The sequence below is a fragment of the endosymbiont of Bathymodiolus septemdierum str. Myojin knoll genome (assembly GCF_001547755.1).
Taxonomy (GTDB): domain Bacteria; phylum Pseudomonadota; class Gammaproteobacteria; order PS1; family Pseudothioglobaceae; genus Thiodubiliella.
Genome location: NZ_AP013042.1, coordinates 54,067 through 71,366, shown reverse-complemented (window position 1 = coordinate 71,366; position 17,300 = coordinate 54,067). Strand labels below are relative to the sequence as shown.

General features: G+C 42.3%; 15 protein-coding genes and 1 tRNA gene. 8 read left to right on the top strand and 8 right to left on the bottom strand.

The genetic code is table 11. From position 1 onward, the window contains the following. Window positions 1–245 precede the first annotated feature (245 nt). Window positions 246–3,572 (bottom strand): inverse autotransporter beta domain-containing protein, encoded by a 3,327-nt coding sequence (locus tag BSEPE_RS00340; RefSeq protein WP_162262071.1) that lies wholly within the window; start codon window positions 3,570–3,572, stop codon window positions 246–248. 124 nt (window positions 3,573–3,696) lie between these two features. On the opposite strand from BSEPE_RS00340, the gene BSEPE_RS00335 reads away from it, so the two are divergent. Beyond that, window positions 3,697–3,945 carry a hypothetical protein gene (locus BSEPE_RS00335; RefSeq protein ID WP_066042381.1) on the top strand — a complete coding sequence of 83 codons (249 nt, stop codon included), beginning with the start codon at window positions 3,697–3,699 and terminating at the stop codon, window positions 3,943–3,945. A 30-nt stretch (window positions 3,946–3,975) separates the two neighbouring features. Here the strand turns inward: BSEPE_RS00335 and BSEPE_RS00330 are convergent, their stop codons facing one another. Next, the gene (locus BSEPE_RS00330) at window positions 3,976–5,199 is read right to left on the bottom strand and encodes an IS256 family transposase (RefSeq protein WP_066045958.1); all 1,224 of its coding nucleotides are present in this window, start codon (window positions 5,197–5,199) and stop codon (window positions 3,976–3,978) included. A gap of 134 nt (window positions 5,200–5,333) precedes the next feature. On the opposite strand from BSEPE_RS00330, the gene gshB reads away from it, so the two are divergent. Then, window positions 5,334–6,032 carry a glutathione synthase gene (gene gshB, locus BSEPE_RS00325; protein ID WP_083502936.1) on the top strand — a complete coding sequence of 233 codons (699 nt, stop codon included), beginning with the start codon at window positions 5,334–5,336 and terminating at the stop codon, window positions 6,030–6,032. On the opposite strand, the gene BSEPE_RS00320 is transcribed toward gshB, so the two are convergent. From BSEPE_RS00320 to BSEPE_RS00305, 4 genes are all read right to left on the bottom strand, one after another. Continuing rightward, complete coding sequence (locus BSEPE_RS00320) at window positions 6,016–6,879, bottom strand: hypothetical protein (protein ID WP_162262070.1); 864 nt, start codon at window positions 6,877–6,879, stop codon at window positions 6,016–6,018. The two genes, gshB and BSEPE_RS00320, sit on opposite strands and share 17 nt — an antisense overlap. Window positions 6,880–7,008: 129 nt before the next feature. Next, the gene (crcB, locus tag BSEPE_RS00315; protein ID WP_066042375.1) at window positions 7,009–7,401 is read right to left on the bottom strand and encodes a fluoride efflux transporter CrcB; all 393 of its coding nucleotides are present in this window, start codon (window positions 7,399–7,401) and stop codon (window positions 7,009–7,011) included. Next, a complete protein-coding gene (locus tag BSEPE_RS00310; RefSeq protein WP_066042372.1) occupies window positions 7,398–8,642 on the bottom strand; it encodes a replication-associated recombination protein A in 1,245 nt (414 codons plus the stop codon). Before BSEPE_RS00310 ends, crcB begins: the two co-directional genes overlap by 4 nt. Before the next feature lie 127 nt (window positions 8,643–8,769). After that, window positions 8,770–9,729 (bottom strand): FAD:protein FMN transferase, encoded by a 960-nt coding sequence (locus tag BSEPE_RS00305; protein WP_083502935.1) that lies wholly within the window; start codon window positions 9,727–9,729, stop codon window positions 8,770–8,772. Between BSEPE_RS00305 and BSEPE_RS00300 the strand changes: the two genes are divergently transcribed. Genes BSEPE_RS00300 through BSEPE_RS00285 form a run of 4 tightly spaced genes read left to right on the top strand, consistent with a single transcriptional unit; the run spans window position 9,716 to window position 12,888 of the window. Further along, window positions 9,716–10,927: a lytic murein transglycosylase gene (locus tag BSEPE_RS00300; RefSeq protein WP_083502934.1), complete on the top strand. Its 1,212-nt coding sequence runs from the start codon at window positions 9,716–9,718 to the stop codon at window positions 10,925–10,927. The two genes, BSEPE_RS00305 and BSEPE_RS00300, sit on opposite strands and share 14 nt — an antisense overlap. Then, window positions 10,924–11,346: a Holliday junction resolvase RuvX gene (gene ruvX / locus BSEPE_RS00295; RefSeq protein WP_066042369.1), complete on the top strand. Its 423-nt coding sequence runs from the start codon at window positions 10,924–10,926 to the stop codon at window positions 11,344–11,346. Before BSEPE_RS00300 ends, ruvX begins: the two co-directional genes overlap by 4 nt. 13 nt (window positions 11,347–11,359) lie before the next feature. Then, window positions 11,360–12,322 (top strand): aspartate carbamoyltransferase catalytic subunit, encoded by a 963-nt coding sequence (locus BSEPE_RS00290; RefSeq protein WP_066042366.1) that lies wholly within the window; start codon window positions 11,360–11,362, stop codon window positions 12,320–12,322. Then, window positions 12,319–12,888, top strand: coding sequence for a UPF0149 family protein (locus tag BSEPE_RS00285; protein ID WP_231893502.1), 570 nt, complete (start codon window positions 12,319–12,321; stop codon window positions 12,886–12,888). Before BSEPE_RS00290 ends, BSEPE_RS00285 begins: the two co-directional genes overlap by 4 nt. Window positions 12,889–13,339: 451 nt before the next feature. Here BSEPE_RS00285 and BSEPE_RS00280 read toward each other — a convergent pair. Both BSEPE_RS00280 and trxB read right to left on the bottom strand, forming a co-directional pair. Further along, window positions 13,340–13,415: transfer RNA gene (locus tag BSEPE_RS00280), tRNA-Phe, on the bottom strand. 29 nt (window positions 13,416–13,444) lie between these two features. After that, on the bottom strand, window positions 13,445–14,389 hold the full coding sequence (gene trxB / locus BSEPE_RS00275; protein ID WP_066042364.1) for a thioredoxin-disulfide reductase: 945 nt from the start codon (window positions 14,387–14,389) through the stop codon (window positions 13,445–13,447). Between the two features lie 65 nt (window positions 14,390–14,454). Between trxB and BSEPE_RS00270 the strand changes: the two genes are divergently transcribed. Both BSEPE_RS00270 and BSEPE_RS00265 read left to right on the top strand, forming a co-directional pair. Next, window positions 14,455–16,713, top strand: coding sequence for a DNA translocase FtsK (locus BSEPE_RS00270; RefSeq protein ID WP_066042361.1), 2,259 nt, complete (start codon window positions 14,455–14,457; stop codon window positions 16,711–16,713). After that, window positions 16,706–17,299, top strand: a complete 594-nt coding sequence (locus BSEPE_RS00265) for a LolA family protein (protein ID WP_066042358.1) — start codon at window positions 16,706–16,708, stop codon at window positions 17,297–17,299. Before BSEPE_RS00270 ends, BSEPE_RS00265 begins: the two co-directional genes overlap by 8 nt. Window position 17,300 lies beyond the last annotated feature (1 nt).

Sequence of the window (17,300 nt, the reverse complement as noted above, 5' to 3'; positions counted from 1 at the left end):
ACGCCTCCAAGCGCGTACTTTGTGCTATTGAAAATTCAGCAATAGCATTAACAATTTCTTTTTGTTGAAGCTCAAAACTAGCAATAGATGAAGGCGCCCGCCCTATCTTTATCCATAGTTTTAGTGCCTTAAAATTTTAAAAAAACTTGCGCCTACGGCGCACAAAGCCAAGAGCACCCAGCCACCCTGCGAGATGTCTGTGTCAAGGGTCAAAGTGTGCAAATTGTCAAAGTGGCACGCTGCGCTTAATCCTTAATACAACGAACACTAAAGCCGTCGGCACGATCATTGCTGTCGAAGCACGCATCGCCACTATCGATGCCCAAACGGCGAGCATACGACCCATCAGCAGAGCGACTCCACAAGGTGGCGAAAGTGCCAACACTGTAAAGCGTGCCATCCGACCGATAGCGGTTGCCAGCAAGTGGGATTTTCAAGAAGCTAGAGAAGGCTGTGGCGCTGTTGATAATATCCGTGGTGGTGGCACCGGTAGTATCAGCGGCTAGTTCAGCATCAGTTGGCACACTAAAGCCTGCTGGACAAATGTCATTGACTCCGCCATCTGCCCAAGCGGCAGTGCGCGATGCACCTAATGAATCTACATTTACCCAATCACTAGCACTAGTAATAAATAGCGTTGTGCTTGCATTGGTGATATCAGAAGTCAGTGTGCTTGATGTGCTAGTCTTTGTTCTGTCTTCATGTCCATCAGCCTTTCTGCCCCATTGGTATAAATCACCATAACTAGCGCTATCTGTGCTTGAAGTGGCTACTTGTGTTGCTCCTAGGTTTCTATCTAGCCATAGTTTATCTGTATCTGGAGAGCGCACTGTTTTATAGCCGTCTATACTTTGTGCAATCACTTCAAAGTTCAGTGTCGTAGCATTAGTAATACCTGTATAGGCATTGGCTGAAACATCTGTTAGTGCACCGCTGGCAATGGTGATATGGTAGACACCATTAAACACTAAATCAGCCGTTGGGTTAATGGTAACCACATTTTGTGTGGCACCTGTGCCTATCGTAACTTTTGCACTATTAAAAGCAAAGGTTTCAATGATTGTGTCGGTGCCTGAAATCAATCTACGGAGTACGATATCACCACTGCTGCCTTTTATCATAGGTTTACTAAAGGTTAGTACGATATTGCTAGCGACAGCAACAGCAGATGCATTGTCAGCTGGGGTAGAGCTGCTTAGAGTTGGTGGAGTATTCACCGCAGTAATCATTGCTTGTACTTCAGCTTGCGTGGCAGGCGAGGCAAAACTGCCTGGGTTGGCATCAATGTAAGTTTGATAAGCGCTCAAGTTGGCATTCACAAAATCAGTGAGTGCTGGCAAGATACTGCCAAACTCAGCAATGGTGGTGTCAGAGGTGCTAGCAGTATTAGCATCAGTACCAATATCGGCTAGCACACTGTCAGAGGCAGCAGCAGCAGTTACCGCAGCATTCACCGCAGTAATCATTGCTTGTACTTCAGCTTGCGTGGCAGGCGAGGCAAAACTGCCTGGGTTGGCATCAATGTAAGTTTGATAAGCGCTCAAGTTGGCATTCACAAAATCAGTGAGTGCTGGCAAGATACTGCCAAACTCAGCAATGGTGGTGTCAGAGGTGCTAGCAGTATTAGCATCAGTACCAATATCGGCTAGCACACTGTCAGAGGCAAGAATGGCTAGGTTGTCTTTGACGGCTGTGGCTGCAGTGCCTGCATTACTACTTCCAGTATCGGCGGCTGGGTTGTTATTGCCTGTGCCGTTATCAAAGTTACTAATTGCCATAGCGATATCAATCATAGTGCCAGTACCGTCATCTATGCCATCGATGTCACCATCGCCCATATCAATTACTAGGGCAGTAATAAGTGCCTTTGTCTTTGCAGCAGAGGGCGATTGTCCACCGTCGGTGGCTGAGTTTTCCATTATCTGTGAGACAGCGGCTAAGGCAATAGCAAACTTGCCTGCAGGGTCATTGCCTGCGACAGTGCCAGTGGTAGGGCTAATGTCGGTTGGAATGGTGGCAGCAAGGTCAACCCCTGCGATACCAAAGGCGGTTGCAACAGCGATGTTTTGAGCGGTAATATCAGTTGCAATACCACCTGCTGCGTCTGCCAATTGATAAGCAATTTCAGACAGTGGTGAGGCTAAAATCGTTAAAGGACCTGTGCCTGAGTAAATCGTAGCTACACGAAGAGTTGCTGCTACGGTGCCTGCAGCGTTAGTTGCCTCATCGGTGTAAGTACCGCCAGTACAACTCATAGTCACTAAGCCTGCTGGAATACTAAGACTTGGCAGGGTAACAGAGCCATCGGATCCTGTGGTTGCGACTGTTGATACGCTTGCACTGTCAGTGATGGTACAAGTTGCGCCGACAGTAAAGGCATTGTATTCACCTAGGATAATAGTGCCACCATTTGTGACTTTTTCAATACGGATTTTGTTGCTTCGTTCTACCCAGGCAAATTCACCCAATTGCATTTTGTTTGTGTTTTTAAAGGCTTTATCGGCTATTTTAAAGTTGGTGAACTTACTGTCTTTAAAAGGTATTGCCATGCTTAGGCGGGCGTAGCTGTTACTATCAGCGCTGTTGGACTTCTCAGTGCCGAACTCAAAGCGAGCGGCGTCAGAGAGTTGCACTTCAACACCAAGAATGGTGCCTTTAATATCTACGCTGTTGGCGTTGGTGGTTTTGTCCCAAACATAGCGGGTGCCTTTGATTTTAGCCCAAGGCAGGTAAGGGATTTGTCCTTCTAGTTTCACATCATAACCATCAAGTACTTCTTCAGTAAAACTACCAATGACTTTTTTGTCTGAGAGTGATTGGTATTTGTTAAAGTTGGCTTTAAAATTGGTTCTTTGGTATTCTAAGCCGATGCTGGCGCGTTTGTGTGCAGATTGGGTTTCATAGTCGGTGAAGAGGTTGATGCCGGCAATCGATTGCCCTGCTTCTAGTAATTTGCGATAGCCGATACCTAGGTTTAAGGTTTCACGGCGTTCGCTGTGATTTTGACCTGAGGTTAGTTGTCCTTGGAAGAAGATTAAATCTTGGCTGTCTTCGTTAAGTTCAGAGAGGGGTTGAATGGTTTTAATGTTGTAATTGAGTGCTTCTGAGTTAAATCCACCTAATTGGATTTCAGTGCGACCAGCGCCAAATTGATTGGCATATTCGTTGGCTTTGTTGTTGATATAGCCTTCGGTACCACTAACAACTTGGTTAATGGCTTGGTTTTTAAGGTTGTTTTTAAGTGTGCTGCCAAATTGGTTGGCATTGTCTGAATTAGTAGCGCCTAGAGTGTTACGCACTGTGCTACCGACTTGCTTGAGTATTAGCAGCCCTTGGTTGTCTTTTTTGTAATAAGTTTGAGGGTTGTTCCAGTTGTATTCTTGGTTAAGGTTTAAGTAGGCTTCTTTATCAAAGCTTTGAGGCTTGTCAACAGCGGTAACATTCAGTGATAAGGTTAGTGCGCTGAAGAGGAGGAGTTGTTTGAGTTTGTTGAGTACATTAGAAATGTGCCCCCCCGCGATATTTGCTATTGATGAGTGGGTTTGGGTTGAGTTTGTTAATAATGTATTCATAATATAAATTAATAATGGACTATAAATTAATAATGGACTAAGATAAAACATGCATTATACACAGAAAATAATCGTGTTTTTTTTTGCTTTTTCTCTAATCCAAAGATAGGGATATAATATATGTATGAAAATCGCTGTATTAATGGATGATATTGCCGATATCAATCCGAAAAAAGACACTTCACTAGCTATGATGTTAGAGGCTACGCGTCGTTCACACGCCATTTATACCTTTGACAGCTTTGATTTATTTGCAGAAAAAGAAGTTGTTTACGCAAACGCCTCAAAAACAAGTGTTTTTGATAATTTAGACCATTGGTTTGAAAAGCAGCCCGTAAAAAAAATCCCCCTCGGGGATTTCGAGACCCTGTAAACCAGATTGTGTAAACACCTCTTTCAAAAATCAGACATAATCCTTTAATCTATCCTCATGTAGGATTATAAACTGATTCATTGCTTGTGACCAATTTCGTATTGGCATTGTCCATTTCTTACTGGCTGCTTCAATGGCTAAAAAGACCACTTTAAAAGCAGAGTTATCATGATTAAAAATCTTTCTGTTTTTGATAGATTTTCTAATCACTGAGTTTAAGGATTCAATGGCATTAGTGGTATAGATTGCCTTTCTGATTGCCTCAGGATAAGCAAATAGAGTAGCAACATTATCCCAATTTCGTCGCCACGATTTGGCGATACTTGGGAACTGCGTATCCCATTTATACTCAAACTCATCTAACGCCAATAAAGCTTCTTCTTCAGTAATAGACTGATAGATTTGCTTTAAATCACTAGCAACATTCTTACGTTCCTTATAGCCCACATATTTAAGCGAGTTGCGAACCATATGAACAATACACAGTTGTACATCAGCCTGTGGGAACACGGCATTAATAGCTTCGGGGAATCCCGTTAACCCATCGACTGAGGCGATCAGAATGTCTTTTACGCCACGATTAGCAATATCGTTAAGAACGCCCAACCAGAACTTAGAAGATTCATTTTTGGACAACCATAAGCCAAGACATTCTTTTTTACCCTCAAGATTAACGCCTAGGGCAATGTACATGGTCTTTTTAATGATTTGTTTATCTTGCCTAACTTTAATGACAATACCGTCTAAATAAACAATGGGGTAAATCTCATCCAATGGACGATTACGCCACTCTGTGGCTTGAGTAATAACCGCTTGTGTTACATTGGACACCAACGTTGCTGAGATGTCAGCGTCATACATCTCTTTAAAGGTTGTGACAATATCACGGGTGCTCATGCCTTTGGCATACAGGCTTAATATTTGATTATCAAAAGCGCCTAATCTGGTTTGACCCTTCTCAATGATAGCAGGCTCAAAGTTAGCATTGCGATCCCTTGGAATAGCAAGTTCAACTTCGCCATGATTACCTTTAACAATTTTAGAGTAGTAGCCATTGCGAGCGTTATTACTGGCATTAGATTCATTGCCATTTTGTCCATATTTTGGATAGCCAAGGTGATGTTCCATCTCAGCACCAAGTGCCGCTTCTATGGTCATCTTAACCAATGATGCAGACAAGTCTGCCAAGTCATCTTGGGTGTGGATGTCTTTGGCAAGCTCACCAGCAAAAGCACGGAGTTTTTGTTGGTTAATGCCTGTGTTGTTCAGTTGGTTCTTTTGGTTTTTTCTTAGTGTTGCGTTACTCATGTTTTTTCTCCTTTTTAGGGATTATAAAATATGAGGGTTTACACAATCTGGTTTACAGGGTCGATTTCGATGTCATCTTAATGCGTAAAGATCCACCATTTGATATGGACTATATCTATGCCACCTATTTTTTAGAGCAAGCAGAAAAACAAGGCAGCTTAATCATCAACAAACCCCAGTCCTTACGCGATGCTAACGAAAAATTATTCGCTCTAAACTTCCCTCATTGTATGCCCGAAACCTTGGTCACTGCTAATCAATCACAAATAAAAATCTTTATTAACACCCAAAAAACCGCCGTAGTAAAACCTTTAGATGGCATGGGTGGTCGTGATATTTTCAAATTTAATGCTAGAGATACAGCAATAGATACCACCCTAAATCGCCTCACCAACAACGGAAAATCTCCAATCATGGTGCAAGCGTTTTTGCCTGAAATTGCCAAGGGAGATAAACGAATTTTGCTAATTGATGGCAAACCGATTGATTACGCCCTAGCAAGAATACCTGCCAAGGGAAACTTCAAAGGCAACCTCGCTGCTGGCGCAATAGGCATTGGGCAACCCTTAAGTAAACGCGACTATTACCTGTGTGAACAAATTGCCCCAACGCTCAAACAAAAAGGTTTAGTGTTCGTCGGCCTTGATGTTATCGGCGACTACATTACCGAAATCAATGTGACTAGTCCAACCTGTATCCGTGAGCTTGACAAGCAATTTAATTTAAATATTGCTGGCGTGTTGTTTGATGCGATTGAAAAAATCAGACTTCAGAAATAACTTCAAAATCATGCAAACTGCCCGTAATCGCAAAACCAATCACTTTATTCGTATGTTTTGCGTGCTTTAATTTACAAGCAATCTGATTAATGCTCGCACCAGAGCCTACTGCATCATCAATAATCAGCGTGGTTTTAAACTTTGCCATATTGTCAACCATAAAAGTATGCTGTGCATTTTCCACACGGTCTGCCAATTTTTTCAAGGTTTTTTGTGGCACACGAATATCACCAATTACCTTAATCACATTGACCTTTGCAATACTTAGTGCCAACTCAGTTTCCAATACTTTCATAAACTGCACTGCCCTTGGCACCGTTGGCGGTACGAAAACCACAGAGTCAATATGATGATGGACAATTATTTCAACAATCGACGATTTAACCAAAATTGCAATCTCTTTTATCTTTGCCTTATTTTGCCCTTGTTTCGCATGCAGTAATTTTTGCCCCATTCGAGTTTTACCAAAAATCTCCACCGCATAAAAATCAAAATAAAATAATCGGTCCACACAACAACCCACGCCAAAAGTCTTACGCATTTTCACGCTGGCATCTAGCAAATCATTGTGCTTTTGTTTTTGATATTTCTGATGAATTTTGTTAAATTCCTTGGCTTTCTGGGTAACATCAAAATCCCGTTTCCCACACCACTTTTCAAACCCATCTATGCCCGACAACTCCACACCTGTCGGCTCAATAAAGAAAAAATTCTTATCAACAATTTCTTGCGTCTCAGTATCAAGTTGATAATCTAAATGCGTCATGTCCCTGCTAATCGTCGCATAAAAAACTTTCGGCGCAGAACCAATTTTTTGAATCTTCCCCACTTCAACAAGTTTTTTCAAGTGGCGATGTACCATTTGTCGATTGATATCAAAATGTGCATCAATATTTGTTGGCGTGTGCTGACGCCATTGTCTTCATTATTTTTCATAGTGTACATATATAGTACCCTGTATACTTTATACCATTTTTTATTGCCCAAGCAAATAACGCGCCAACACAACCCCCACACCTACAGCCGACAACGACAACACAATATTCAACAAAATATTCAATCCCGCCTGCTCGTAATGCCCCATACTAATCATCTCCACCGATTCCCATGACAGTGTTGACATCGTCGTCAATGACCCCGTCAACCCCACTAGTAACAACAACCGATATACCTCATTTAACATCGCTTTTTCTAAAATAATTACCACAAAAATACCCGCCAAAAATGACCCCAACACATTCGCACTCAAAGTCCCATAAGGAAACCCATGCCCAAAAATAGAATTAATGAATACTGTTAAATAATAACGCATACTTGCGCCAATCGTCGCCCCCACGCCAATGGCTAAAACTGTTGGAAAAAATGTCATTTTTCACTCCTTAATTGTTTTAATTTATCACTAATCTTAATTTCTAAACCTCTATCAACAGGTTCATAATAAATCTGTTCTCCCATCTCCTTAGGAAAATAACTTTGCCCCTTAGCAAACCCGTCTACCTCATCATGTGCATACCGATACCCCTCGCCATATCCCAATTCATCCATTAACCCAGTCGGTGCATTACACAAATGCTTCGGCACTGCCAAATCTGAACTTTCCCGCGCTGCACTCATCGCTTGATTAAAAGCCTTGTAAATTGCATTTGATTTCGGTGCTACCGCACAATAAACTGCCGCCTGTGCAATCGCCCGATTACCCTCTTTCGCGCCCACTCGTTCAAAAATCTGCCAAGCATTCAGGGTAATTTCCAAAGCTCGTGGGTCGGCATTACCAATATCCTCCGATGCAATCGCCAACAATCGTCTCGCAATCGTCTTTGTATCGCACCCAGCCACCAACATCCGCGCCATCCAATACAACGCGCCATCTGGCGACGACCCCCGCACCGATTTGTGAAACGCCGAGAGTTGCTGATAAAAAATATCCCCACCTTTATCAAATGCATTGATTTTTTCCTGCAACAACACCCCCATCGATACTTTATCCAGTACTGCCAATTTTGCCAACGCCACCTGTTCTACAATATTAATCAAGCGCCGTGCATCACCCCCACTCACCTTAATCACCAGCGCCCGCGCTTCCCCATCCATCGCCTCCAAACCCTCGTGCGCCAATGCCCGTTGCAAAATCTGTGCCAACTCCTCCGCACTCAACACCTTCAACACATACACACTCATCCGTGACAATAAAGCACGATTAAGTTCAAACGATGGATTTTCAGTCGTTGCCCCAATCAGCGTAATCAATCCCGACTCAATATGCGGTAGAAAGCCGTCCTGTTGTGCCTTGTTAAACCGATGAATTTCATCTACAAATAACACCGTTTTTTGCCCAATGTTCTGGAATTTCTTAGCATCCTCAATCACCGCCCGCAGTTCCTTCACCCCATCCAACACCGCACTAATCTGTGCAAAATGCCCCTCCACATACCCTGCAATAATCCGCGCTAAAGTGGTTTTTCCCGTCCCCGATGGACCCCACAAAATCATCGAATGTAACTGCCCCTTCTCCAGTCCCTGCCTCAACGGACAGTCTTCATCTAGCAAATGCCTCTGCCCAAAGAATTCATCCAAATTTTGCGGTCGTAATTTTTCTGCTAATGGCTTCATAAAACGCTTGATAATATTTTTTCTAGCATAATACTTGATATTCAGTTGTGTCAGCGATAAAATTATTAGAGGGGGTCCTTGACTGGGGTCAAAGATTTCAAGTGGCAAAGGTAATTTTAGCGCAAAATCAATTAATTTCGATCACTCTGAAGTTGGCGGCTTGATTCAAAATTAGGATTGCTTTTAAACCTAGTATTTTTGCTAAGGCGGTAGCATTGCGACTACCGATTGCCATAAGGGTAGTGGCGTAGGCATCGGCAAGCATAGCACTAGGATGGAGAACACTAACGGAGGATAGGTCAGTATCGGCAGGGAGTCCAGTGAGAGGATTAAGGATATGCATATAACGCTTACCCTTCCAAATGAAAAAGTTACGATAATTGCCAGAAGTGGCAATGGATTGGTTGACAAGGGTGATTGGGATTGGGGTCGTGTTGTTGGGGTGTTCAATAGCAATTGTCCATGGAGCATTATGTTTAACACCTTGGGCACGAACTTCTCCGCCAATTTCTACAAGATAATTTTGAGCGTTGAGAAGTTTGGCAATTTGATCCACAGCATAGCCTTTGGCGATGGCAGAGAGGTTGATGTGAATGTCTTTAGTTTTGATAACGGCTTTGTCTTGTCTGTCTCGGAACATTAGGTGGCGGATAGAGCTGTTGCGAAATGCATTTTGGAGCATCAATCGGCTGGGCTTTTGAATGACTTTTTTGACGCCAAAACCCCAAATATCAATTAAACGGCCTGCACCGGGGTCAAAATATCCATGGGTTTTTCGGTAGATTTGCTTGGCAGTTTTTAGCACATAAAATAACTCATCGGAAACTGGAATCCAATGATTAGCAGGCATCCTATTAAGTAAAGATAATTCAGATTCGGCATCCCATGTGGAGAATATTTTATTGAGTTGTTTGAGTCTGCTGTTGATTTGTTGTTGGGTAATGGTTGTGTCATCGGCGATTTTGACGGTGTAGGTAGTGCCCATTGTGGCACCTGAAAAAGTATGCACTTGTTCACTTTTACCACAGGCGCCAAGTGTCAAAAGAGTGGCAATGATAAGGTATAATTTTATTATGTTTCGATTCATACTTGTTTTTACCTTTGCGATTTCAGCGTGCGCCACGGCAACAATGGGCAACACAAAAATCAATGATACCCTGCACACCGAAAATACACAAAGTTTTCAACAATTCTTAAATACGCTGCGCGTAACGGCGATGAAAAAAGGCGTTTCATCGGCGACATTAGACCGTGCTTTTACAGGGCTAACGCCCGATCCTAGAATCATTAAATATGACCGTAATCAGGCAGAATTTACCCTGAATTTTTGGCGTTATATAAATTCTAGAGTCAGCGATAATCGCCTGCAAAAAGGTAGAATTAAACTTCAAGAAAACCAAGAATTGCTCAATCGTGTTTATAAAAAATATGGCGTCCCCCCATCAGTTTTGGTGGCGTTTTGGGGGTTGGAAACCAACTATGGACGGCATGTGGGCAAGATGAATTTGGTGCGTTCACTGGCAACACTGAGCTTTGATAAGCGTCGTCGGGCATTTTTTACGGGCGAATTGTTGGTTTTGTTGCAACTGATTGACCTGGGAAAATTACCACTTACCGTTGAGGGCTCTTGGGCGGGAGCAATGGGTAATCTGCAATTTATGCCGAGCAATGTACAGGCATATGCGATAGATAAGGACAAAGATGGGAAGTTGGACTTGTGGGGGGGTAGTAAAGCCGATATCTTTTACACAGGGTCTAATTTTCTCAAAAATATCGGCTGGCGACAAGGTGAACGCTGGGGCGAAGAAGTAAAAGTGGCTAAGAATTTTGAGTTTTCATTGGCGAATTTAAAGACTAAAAAAACGGTACAAGCGTGGCAAAAACTAGGCGTTACTCGTACTGATGGGCAAGCATTTTCTAATCCATCGCAAATGGCATCATTGCTATTGCCGATGGGGTATCAAGGCCCTGCTTTTTTGGTGTATCGTAATTTCCGTACAATTTTAAGGTGGAATCGCTCTATTTTGTACGCCTTATCGGTCGGGCATTTGGCGGACCGCATCATGGGAAAATCAGCACTGATTGCACTGCCGATTGCGGAGCCGTCGTTGCGTCGAGAAGACATTCAAGCCATTCAAACTAAACTCAATACATTGGGCTTTGACACGGGGAAACCTGATGGCATTCCAGGGCCAAAAACACGCGGAGCAGTGCGTGCATATCAGCAAGAGAATGGCTTGCCTGTGGATGGATATGTTGGATATCAATTGTTACAAAAATTGTGAACATTAAGACCTACTTAGGTTTTGATGTGGGGACAAAACGCACGGGGGTGGCAATTGCAAACAGTTTGACACAAAGTGCAAAAGGCATTAGCGTGGTTACGAACCACAAAGACGGTTCTACTAATTTTAAAGGGTTTGATGAGATTGTGAATGCCCATAATGTGGATTTATTTGTGGTCGGTTTGCCTTTTGATAAAGACGGGAAAGAGCAGGAAATGACTTTCATTGCAAAGTCTTTTGGGCGAAAATTAACAGCGAGATATAAGATTGAGACGGTTTTTATTGATGAGTATTTGTCCTCCTCTGATGCTAAAAAACAATTAAAATACAACCATTATCATCCAAACGCAAATCGAGGTACTGTGGATAAATTATCTGCAGAATTGATTTTGCAAACTTGGCTTGAAGAAAACCTCTAAACAATAAAAACTAATGAAAAAAGACTTGATTAGCAACGATATTCAACTAAATGCTTCTGGCAAGTTGGTTCACTTATTGGGTCTTGAAGGGCTATCCAAACAACATTTAACCCATATTCTTGATGTCGCTGATGACTTGCTTGATGCACAAGGTAATCTAAAAAAATCCAAAGCATTGGACGATATGAGTGTCGCTAATTTGTTTTTTGAGCCTTCCACGCGTACCAGAAATACCTTTGAAATCGCAGGAAAACGCACCAGTGCAAATATTATCAATGTTGATTTAGCGAACTCTGCGACGAAGAAAAACGAATCCTTGCTCGACACAATGCACACGCTAAAAGCCATGCAAATTGATATGTTCGTCATTCGCCATAAGCAAAGCGGCTTGCCTCATTATGTGGCTGAGAATATTGGCAATGTAGCAATTTTGAATGCCGGCGATGGCATCAACGCCCACCCGACACAGGCGTTATTGGATATGTTGACCATTCGCCAATATAAGAAAAATTTTGAGAGTTTATCAGTGGCAATTGTGGGTGATATTTTACATTCTCGCGTGGCGCATTCTGGCATTCAAGCGCTGAAAACTTTAGGTACGAAAGACATTCGCCTCATTGCACCAGAAGGTTTGCAATATGAATCTAAAAATTGTGATACCATTAAATGCTTTACTGATATTGAAACAGGGTTAAAAGATTGCGATGTTATTATGGTATTGCGTTTGCAAAAAGAACGGATGATGGAGGCGGATATTCCAAATGAACAGGAATATTTTGACAACTACGGTTTGACCTTTGAACGCTTGGCATTGGCAAAACCTGGTGCGATTGTCATGCACCCCGGCCCGATTAATCGTGGTGTGGAAATCGACTCATCGGTTGCTGATGGCGAGCAATCAGTCATTCTACAACAAGTTACCAATGGTATTGCGGTGCGGATGGCTGTGATGGAAATTTTGGCAGGAAAATCATGATAGAAATGGAAGTTAATATCATTAACTATGATGATGTAAAAGACATCCTGCATAAACTCAATACTGACGATACGATTGCCAGTGCCCATGGAATTTTGTGTGGATTTTCTTGCGTTAGACCTGGCGTTACGCTGGACGATTGGCTCAACGAAGTGCTAGTCAGCATTGATCTTAACAATCTAAACGAAAAAGAAGCCCACGAAAAATTGGCACAAGTCTATAACACCACACTTTCACAACTCAATGATGCGACGCTGAATTTTCAATTATTGATTGCCGATGAAAACTGCACTTTGAGGGAACAGGCTGATACGCTAATTCAATGGTGCCAGGGGTTTTTAGTCGGCTTAGGCTTACAAAAAATCTCTACCCACGATGAAGATGTCTTAGAAATGATGAAAGATTTCAGCGAAATCTCACAACTTAACGGCGATGTTTTAGACAATGAAGAAAATGCCAACGACCTTAGCGAAATCATCGAATTTGTGCGTATGGGCACGCTGCTTATCCAAGAAACCTTGCAGCCTTCCAAGCAAGATTACATCTCTACCGACATGCTACATTAATTTCACTCAGAAGTAAAACACCCAGTTTTAAACCGTAGTGGAATAAAAAAACGCTATTAACCGAATGGCTAATAGCGTCTTGAATGAATGTGCCACCACTTATTATCTACTTTGAGGAGAGGATAAATTCTTGGGGGAGAATGATGACACGCCAATAATTATATCATATTTTTATAATATTACAAATTTATTATATAGTTTTTTCATCCTGTTGATTTTATCAAGCATTTTTTTGCTATTTAACACTAGCAGTTTGCTTAAGCATAACCTTGCTATGTGATTGAAATATTTCGGAGATCTATCGGGATTTAGAAACAAAAAACTCGCGTTTCCGCAAGTTTTCTTTTTAAAAAATGGTGGCCACACCTAGAATTGACATCAAGGCGATAGGACACTGTCCCGGGTTTAGAAATAAAAAACCCATATTTTAAATATGGGTTTTTTGAAAAAATGGTGGCCACACCTAGAATTGAACTAGGGACACAGGGATTTTCAATCCCTTGCTCTACCAACTGAGCTATGTGGCCAAAAAGGGATAATTATACCCATTAAATAACTATTCGCCTAAAAATCTTTCAGCATCTAATGCCGCCATACAACCAGAGCCTGCTGAGGTAATGGCTTGACGATAGATATGGTCTGCTACATCACCTGCTGCAAACACACCTTCAACACTGGTTTGTGTTGCATTACCCTGCGTACCACTCTGCACTTGAATATAACCGTGGTTCATTGCTACGCTGCCTTCAAAAATACGGGTGTTTGGCGTATGTCCAATCGCAATAAACACGCCGTGAACGCCAATCTCTTTGCTGCTGCCGTCATTATTTTTCAATCTCAATCCTGTTACGCCTGCATTGTCGCCCAATACTTCGTCAAGGTTATAATTGTATTCGATGGTGATGTTGCCTGTTTTTGATTTTTCAATTAATTGGTCTGACAAAATCTTCTCACTTGAAAATTTATCTCGGCGATGAACAATTGTCACATGATCAGCGATGTTGGATAAGAATAACGCCTCTTCAACAGCGGTGTTACCGCCACCGATGACAGCAACTTTTTGCCCACGATAGAAAAAACCATCACAAGTTGCACAAGCACTCACACCCCTACCTTTGAAGGCTTCTTCTGATTCTAGACCCAAATAACGCGCACTTGCACCTGTGGCAATAATCACGGCATCTGCGCTATAAGTCGTATCAGCGCTGTTCAGCACAAATGGGTGCGATGAAAAATCAACATCGGTAATAGTGTCGTTAACAATTTCGGTATCAAAACGCTCAGCATGCTGTTGCATACGCGCCATTAAATCTGGTCCTTGTACGCCAGCATTGTCGCCGGGCCAATTATCTACATCTGTGGTGCTCATTAATTGACCGCCCTGCTCCATACCGCTGACCATCACTGGGTTAAGATTTGCTCTTGCCGCATAAACTGCCGCAGAATAGCCCGCTGGACCAGAGCCAACAATTAATACTTTACAATGTTTATTTTTACGCATTTTTATCGTCAATCCTATATACTTATACACATTAAGCATTCATTATAAAGTAAGCAGGAATATTCTTGGAAACAAATAACAAACCTATTCGTCCTCAACGCAAAAAACAATCCCGTTCACGCACCGCTAATGAAGTTATTTTTATTGCACTGACTGTTCTTGGTCTGATTAGCCTAGTGGCATTGATTAGCCACTCCTCATTAGAAAACCCCTGGTCTGGTAGTGTTGCATTGGACAATTCGGTGATTAATTTGGCAGGTGTCATTGGTGCTTATTTAAGTGATATTGGTTTATCAATTTTGGGTTATGGCGCTTATGTGATTCCAATTTCATTCATTTGGCTAGGCTGGAAAATTCACAAGAGCACTGATCAAAATCCAAACAAATCTAGTCATGTTTGGATTAGATTTATCGCAGTATTGTTACTTATTGCTTTTTCCTCTGCCTTATTGACGCAAACTTTTACTGGCGAAGGTGCGATTGCAGGTGGTTGGATCGGTGAATTCTTACACGGTTATTTTGGCGTATTATTCGGCTCACTCTCTGCGCTTGTTTACTTGGGTATTATTATGATAAGTCTAACGATAGCTGGTGGCATCTCATGGATTAAAATCTTTGGCTCTACTGGCTCTGGACTTGGGGCAGTGTTGGGACAATTCAAAGCGTCTAGACAACAAGCAAAAGCAAAGAGAATGGCTAAGATTGCTACTACTTCTAAAGCAAAAAAAATAAAACTAAATAAAGCCAAAGCCAAAAAAACGCAAGTTGCCATTCCGAGTTCTAACTTATTCAAAAAAGAAACCCTCAGTGGATTGCCTGATTTATCGCTACTGGACGAGATAAACAGCACTTCCAAAGGTTATTCTGAAAAAGAATTAGAAGATATGTCGCGTCAGGTGGAAGAAAAACTCAAGGACTTCGGCTTTGATGTTATCACCACTGCAGTAACGCCAGGTCCTGTTATCACTCAGTTTGAGTTGTCACTGGCAGCGGGTGTAAAAGTGTCACAGATTATGAATCTAAGCAAGGACCTTGCACGCGCCTTATTGGTTGAAAGTGTTCGTATTGTTGATGTTATTCCGGGTAAACCTGTCATCGGCCTAGAGATTCCAAACACCGAGCGAGATATCATTGGACTGAAAGAAATTTTAAGTTCTGATGCGTTTAATAATTCTGCTTCTATGCTTACGGTTGCCCTAGGTAAAGATATTAATGGTCATCCAATCGTTGCCAATTTAGCAAAAATGCCGCATCTATTAGTTGCAGGTGCAACGGGAATGGGTAAATCTGTTGGATTGAATGCAATGATTTTAAGTGTGCTTTACAAAGCCACGCCAGAGCAAGTACGAATAATTATGATTGACCCCAAAATTGTTGAGTTGTCCTGCTATGCGGATGTGCCACACCTACTAACACCAGTGATCACCGATATGAACCAAGCTGCTGCTGCGCTGTGGTGGTGTGTGAATGAGATGGAGCGTCGTTATTTACTATTGGCAAAATTCGGCGTGCGTAATCTTGACGGATTCAATGAAAAACTCCAGTCCTTTAAAGAAAAAGGTGAGCCGTTCTTAGACCCATCTTTTAATGAAAATACTGCCGAAGCAGGCGAAACTGCCCCTGAATTAGAACCATTACCACTCATTATGTTAGTGGTCGATGAATACGCCGATATGCTCGGTGCACTGGCACAAGAGGACCGCGCCAAGGCAAAGCGCGTAGAGGCACTTATCATCCGTCTGGCACAAAAAGCGCGCGCCGCAGGTATTCATATTATCATTGCCACTCAACGGCCAAGTGTGGATGTGATTACTGGCTTGATTAAATCTAATATCCCAACTCGCATTGCCTTCAAGGTGTCTTCAAAAGTAGATTCTCGCACCATTCTTGACCAAGGTGGCGCCGAACAATTACTCGGTATGGGCGATATGCTTTATACAACGCCAGGCATCTCACACACAGTTCGTGTGCATGGTGCCTTTGTTGGCGATGAAGAAATTGCCCGTGTGGTTGGTTTTTTGCGTGAGCATTCTGAGACCAATTATCTCGACAGCGTCGTCAATGCACACAGTGAATCTAGCGAGTCACATGAAAGCACAGGAGGCACATCTAACGGCGAAGAAGATGACCTGTATGACCAAGCCGTGCAAATCGTCACCTCAACCCGTAAAGCCTCAATTTCAGGGCTGCAAAGACGCTTGCGTATTGGTTACAATCGCGCTGCACGCATCATCGAAGATATGGAGTCTGCTGGCGTCGTTAGCACAATGAATAGTGCAGGCAATCGTCAAGTATTAGCACCGGAACCAATAGACAATGATTAAAATTCTTATTGTAATATCTGCCTTATGGGGCAACATTGCCCTTAGTGAAGGCGCAGCGGCAAAAACGCAATTTTCTGATTATTTCAATAACTTAAATTCGCTCAAGGCTGATTTCACCCAAAGCGTTTATACCGCTGGCGACATATTCATCAGCGAAACTGCTGGAAATTTTTCCTTCCAACGCCCACAACAACTGCGCTGGCATACTATAAAGCCAAGCGAACAAACATTACTACTTAACAACAATGAGCTTTGGATGATTGACACTGAACTTGAACAAACCGTTTTACAGAAAAACCAAGACTTCTCCAAAACCCCGCTTTACTGGCTCATCAATAAACCCAATACCCTTAAAAATACGCCAAAATATAGCCATTCAGAAGGCGGTATTGATTGGTATCTCACCAACCAAAAAACACAGCCCCTGGGTTTTGGCTTTGTTGGCAAAGAACTGTCCACCATTTCATTAGAAAACGAATTGGACCAAACTATTTACATTACCTTTAGCAATATAAAAGTCAACGCCAAAATTAACCCACAAGATTTTGCGTTAAATATTCCCTCTGATTTCGATGTCATTAGATAGC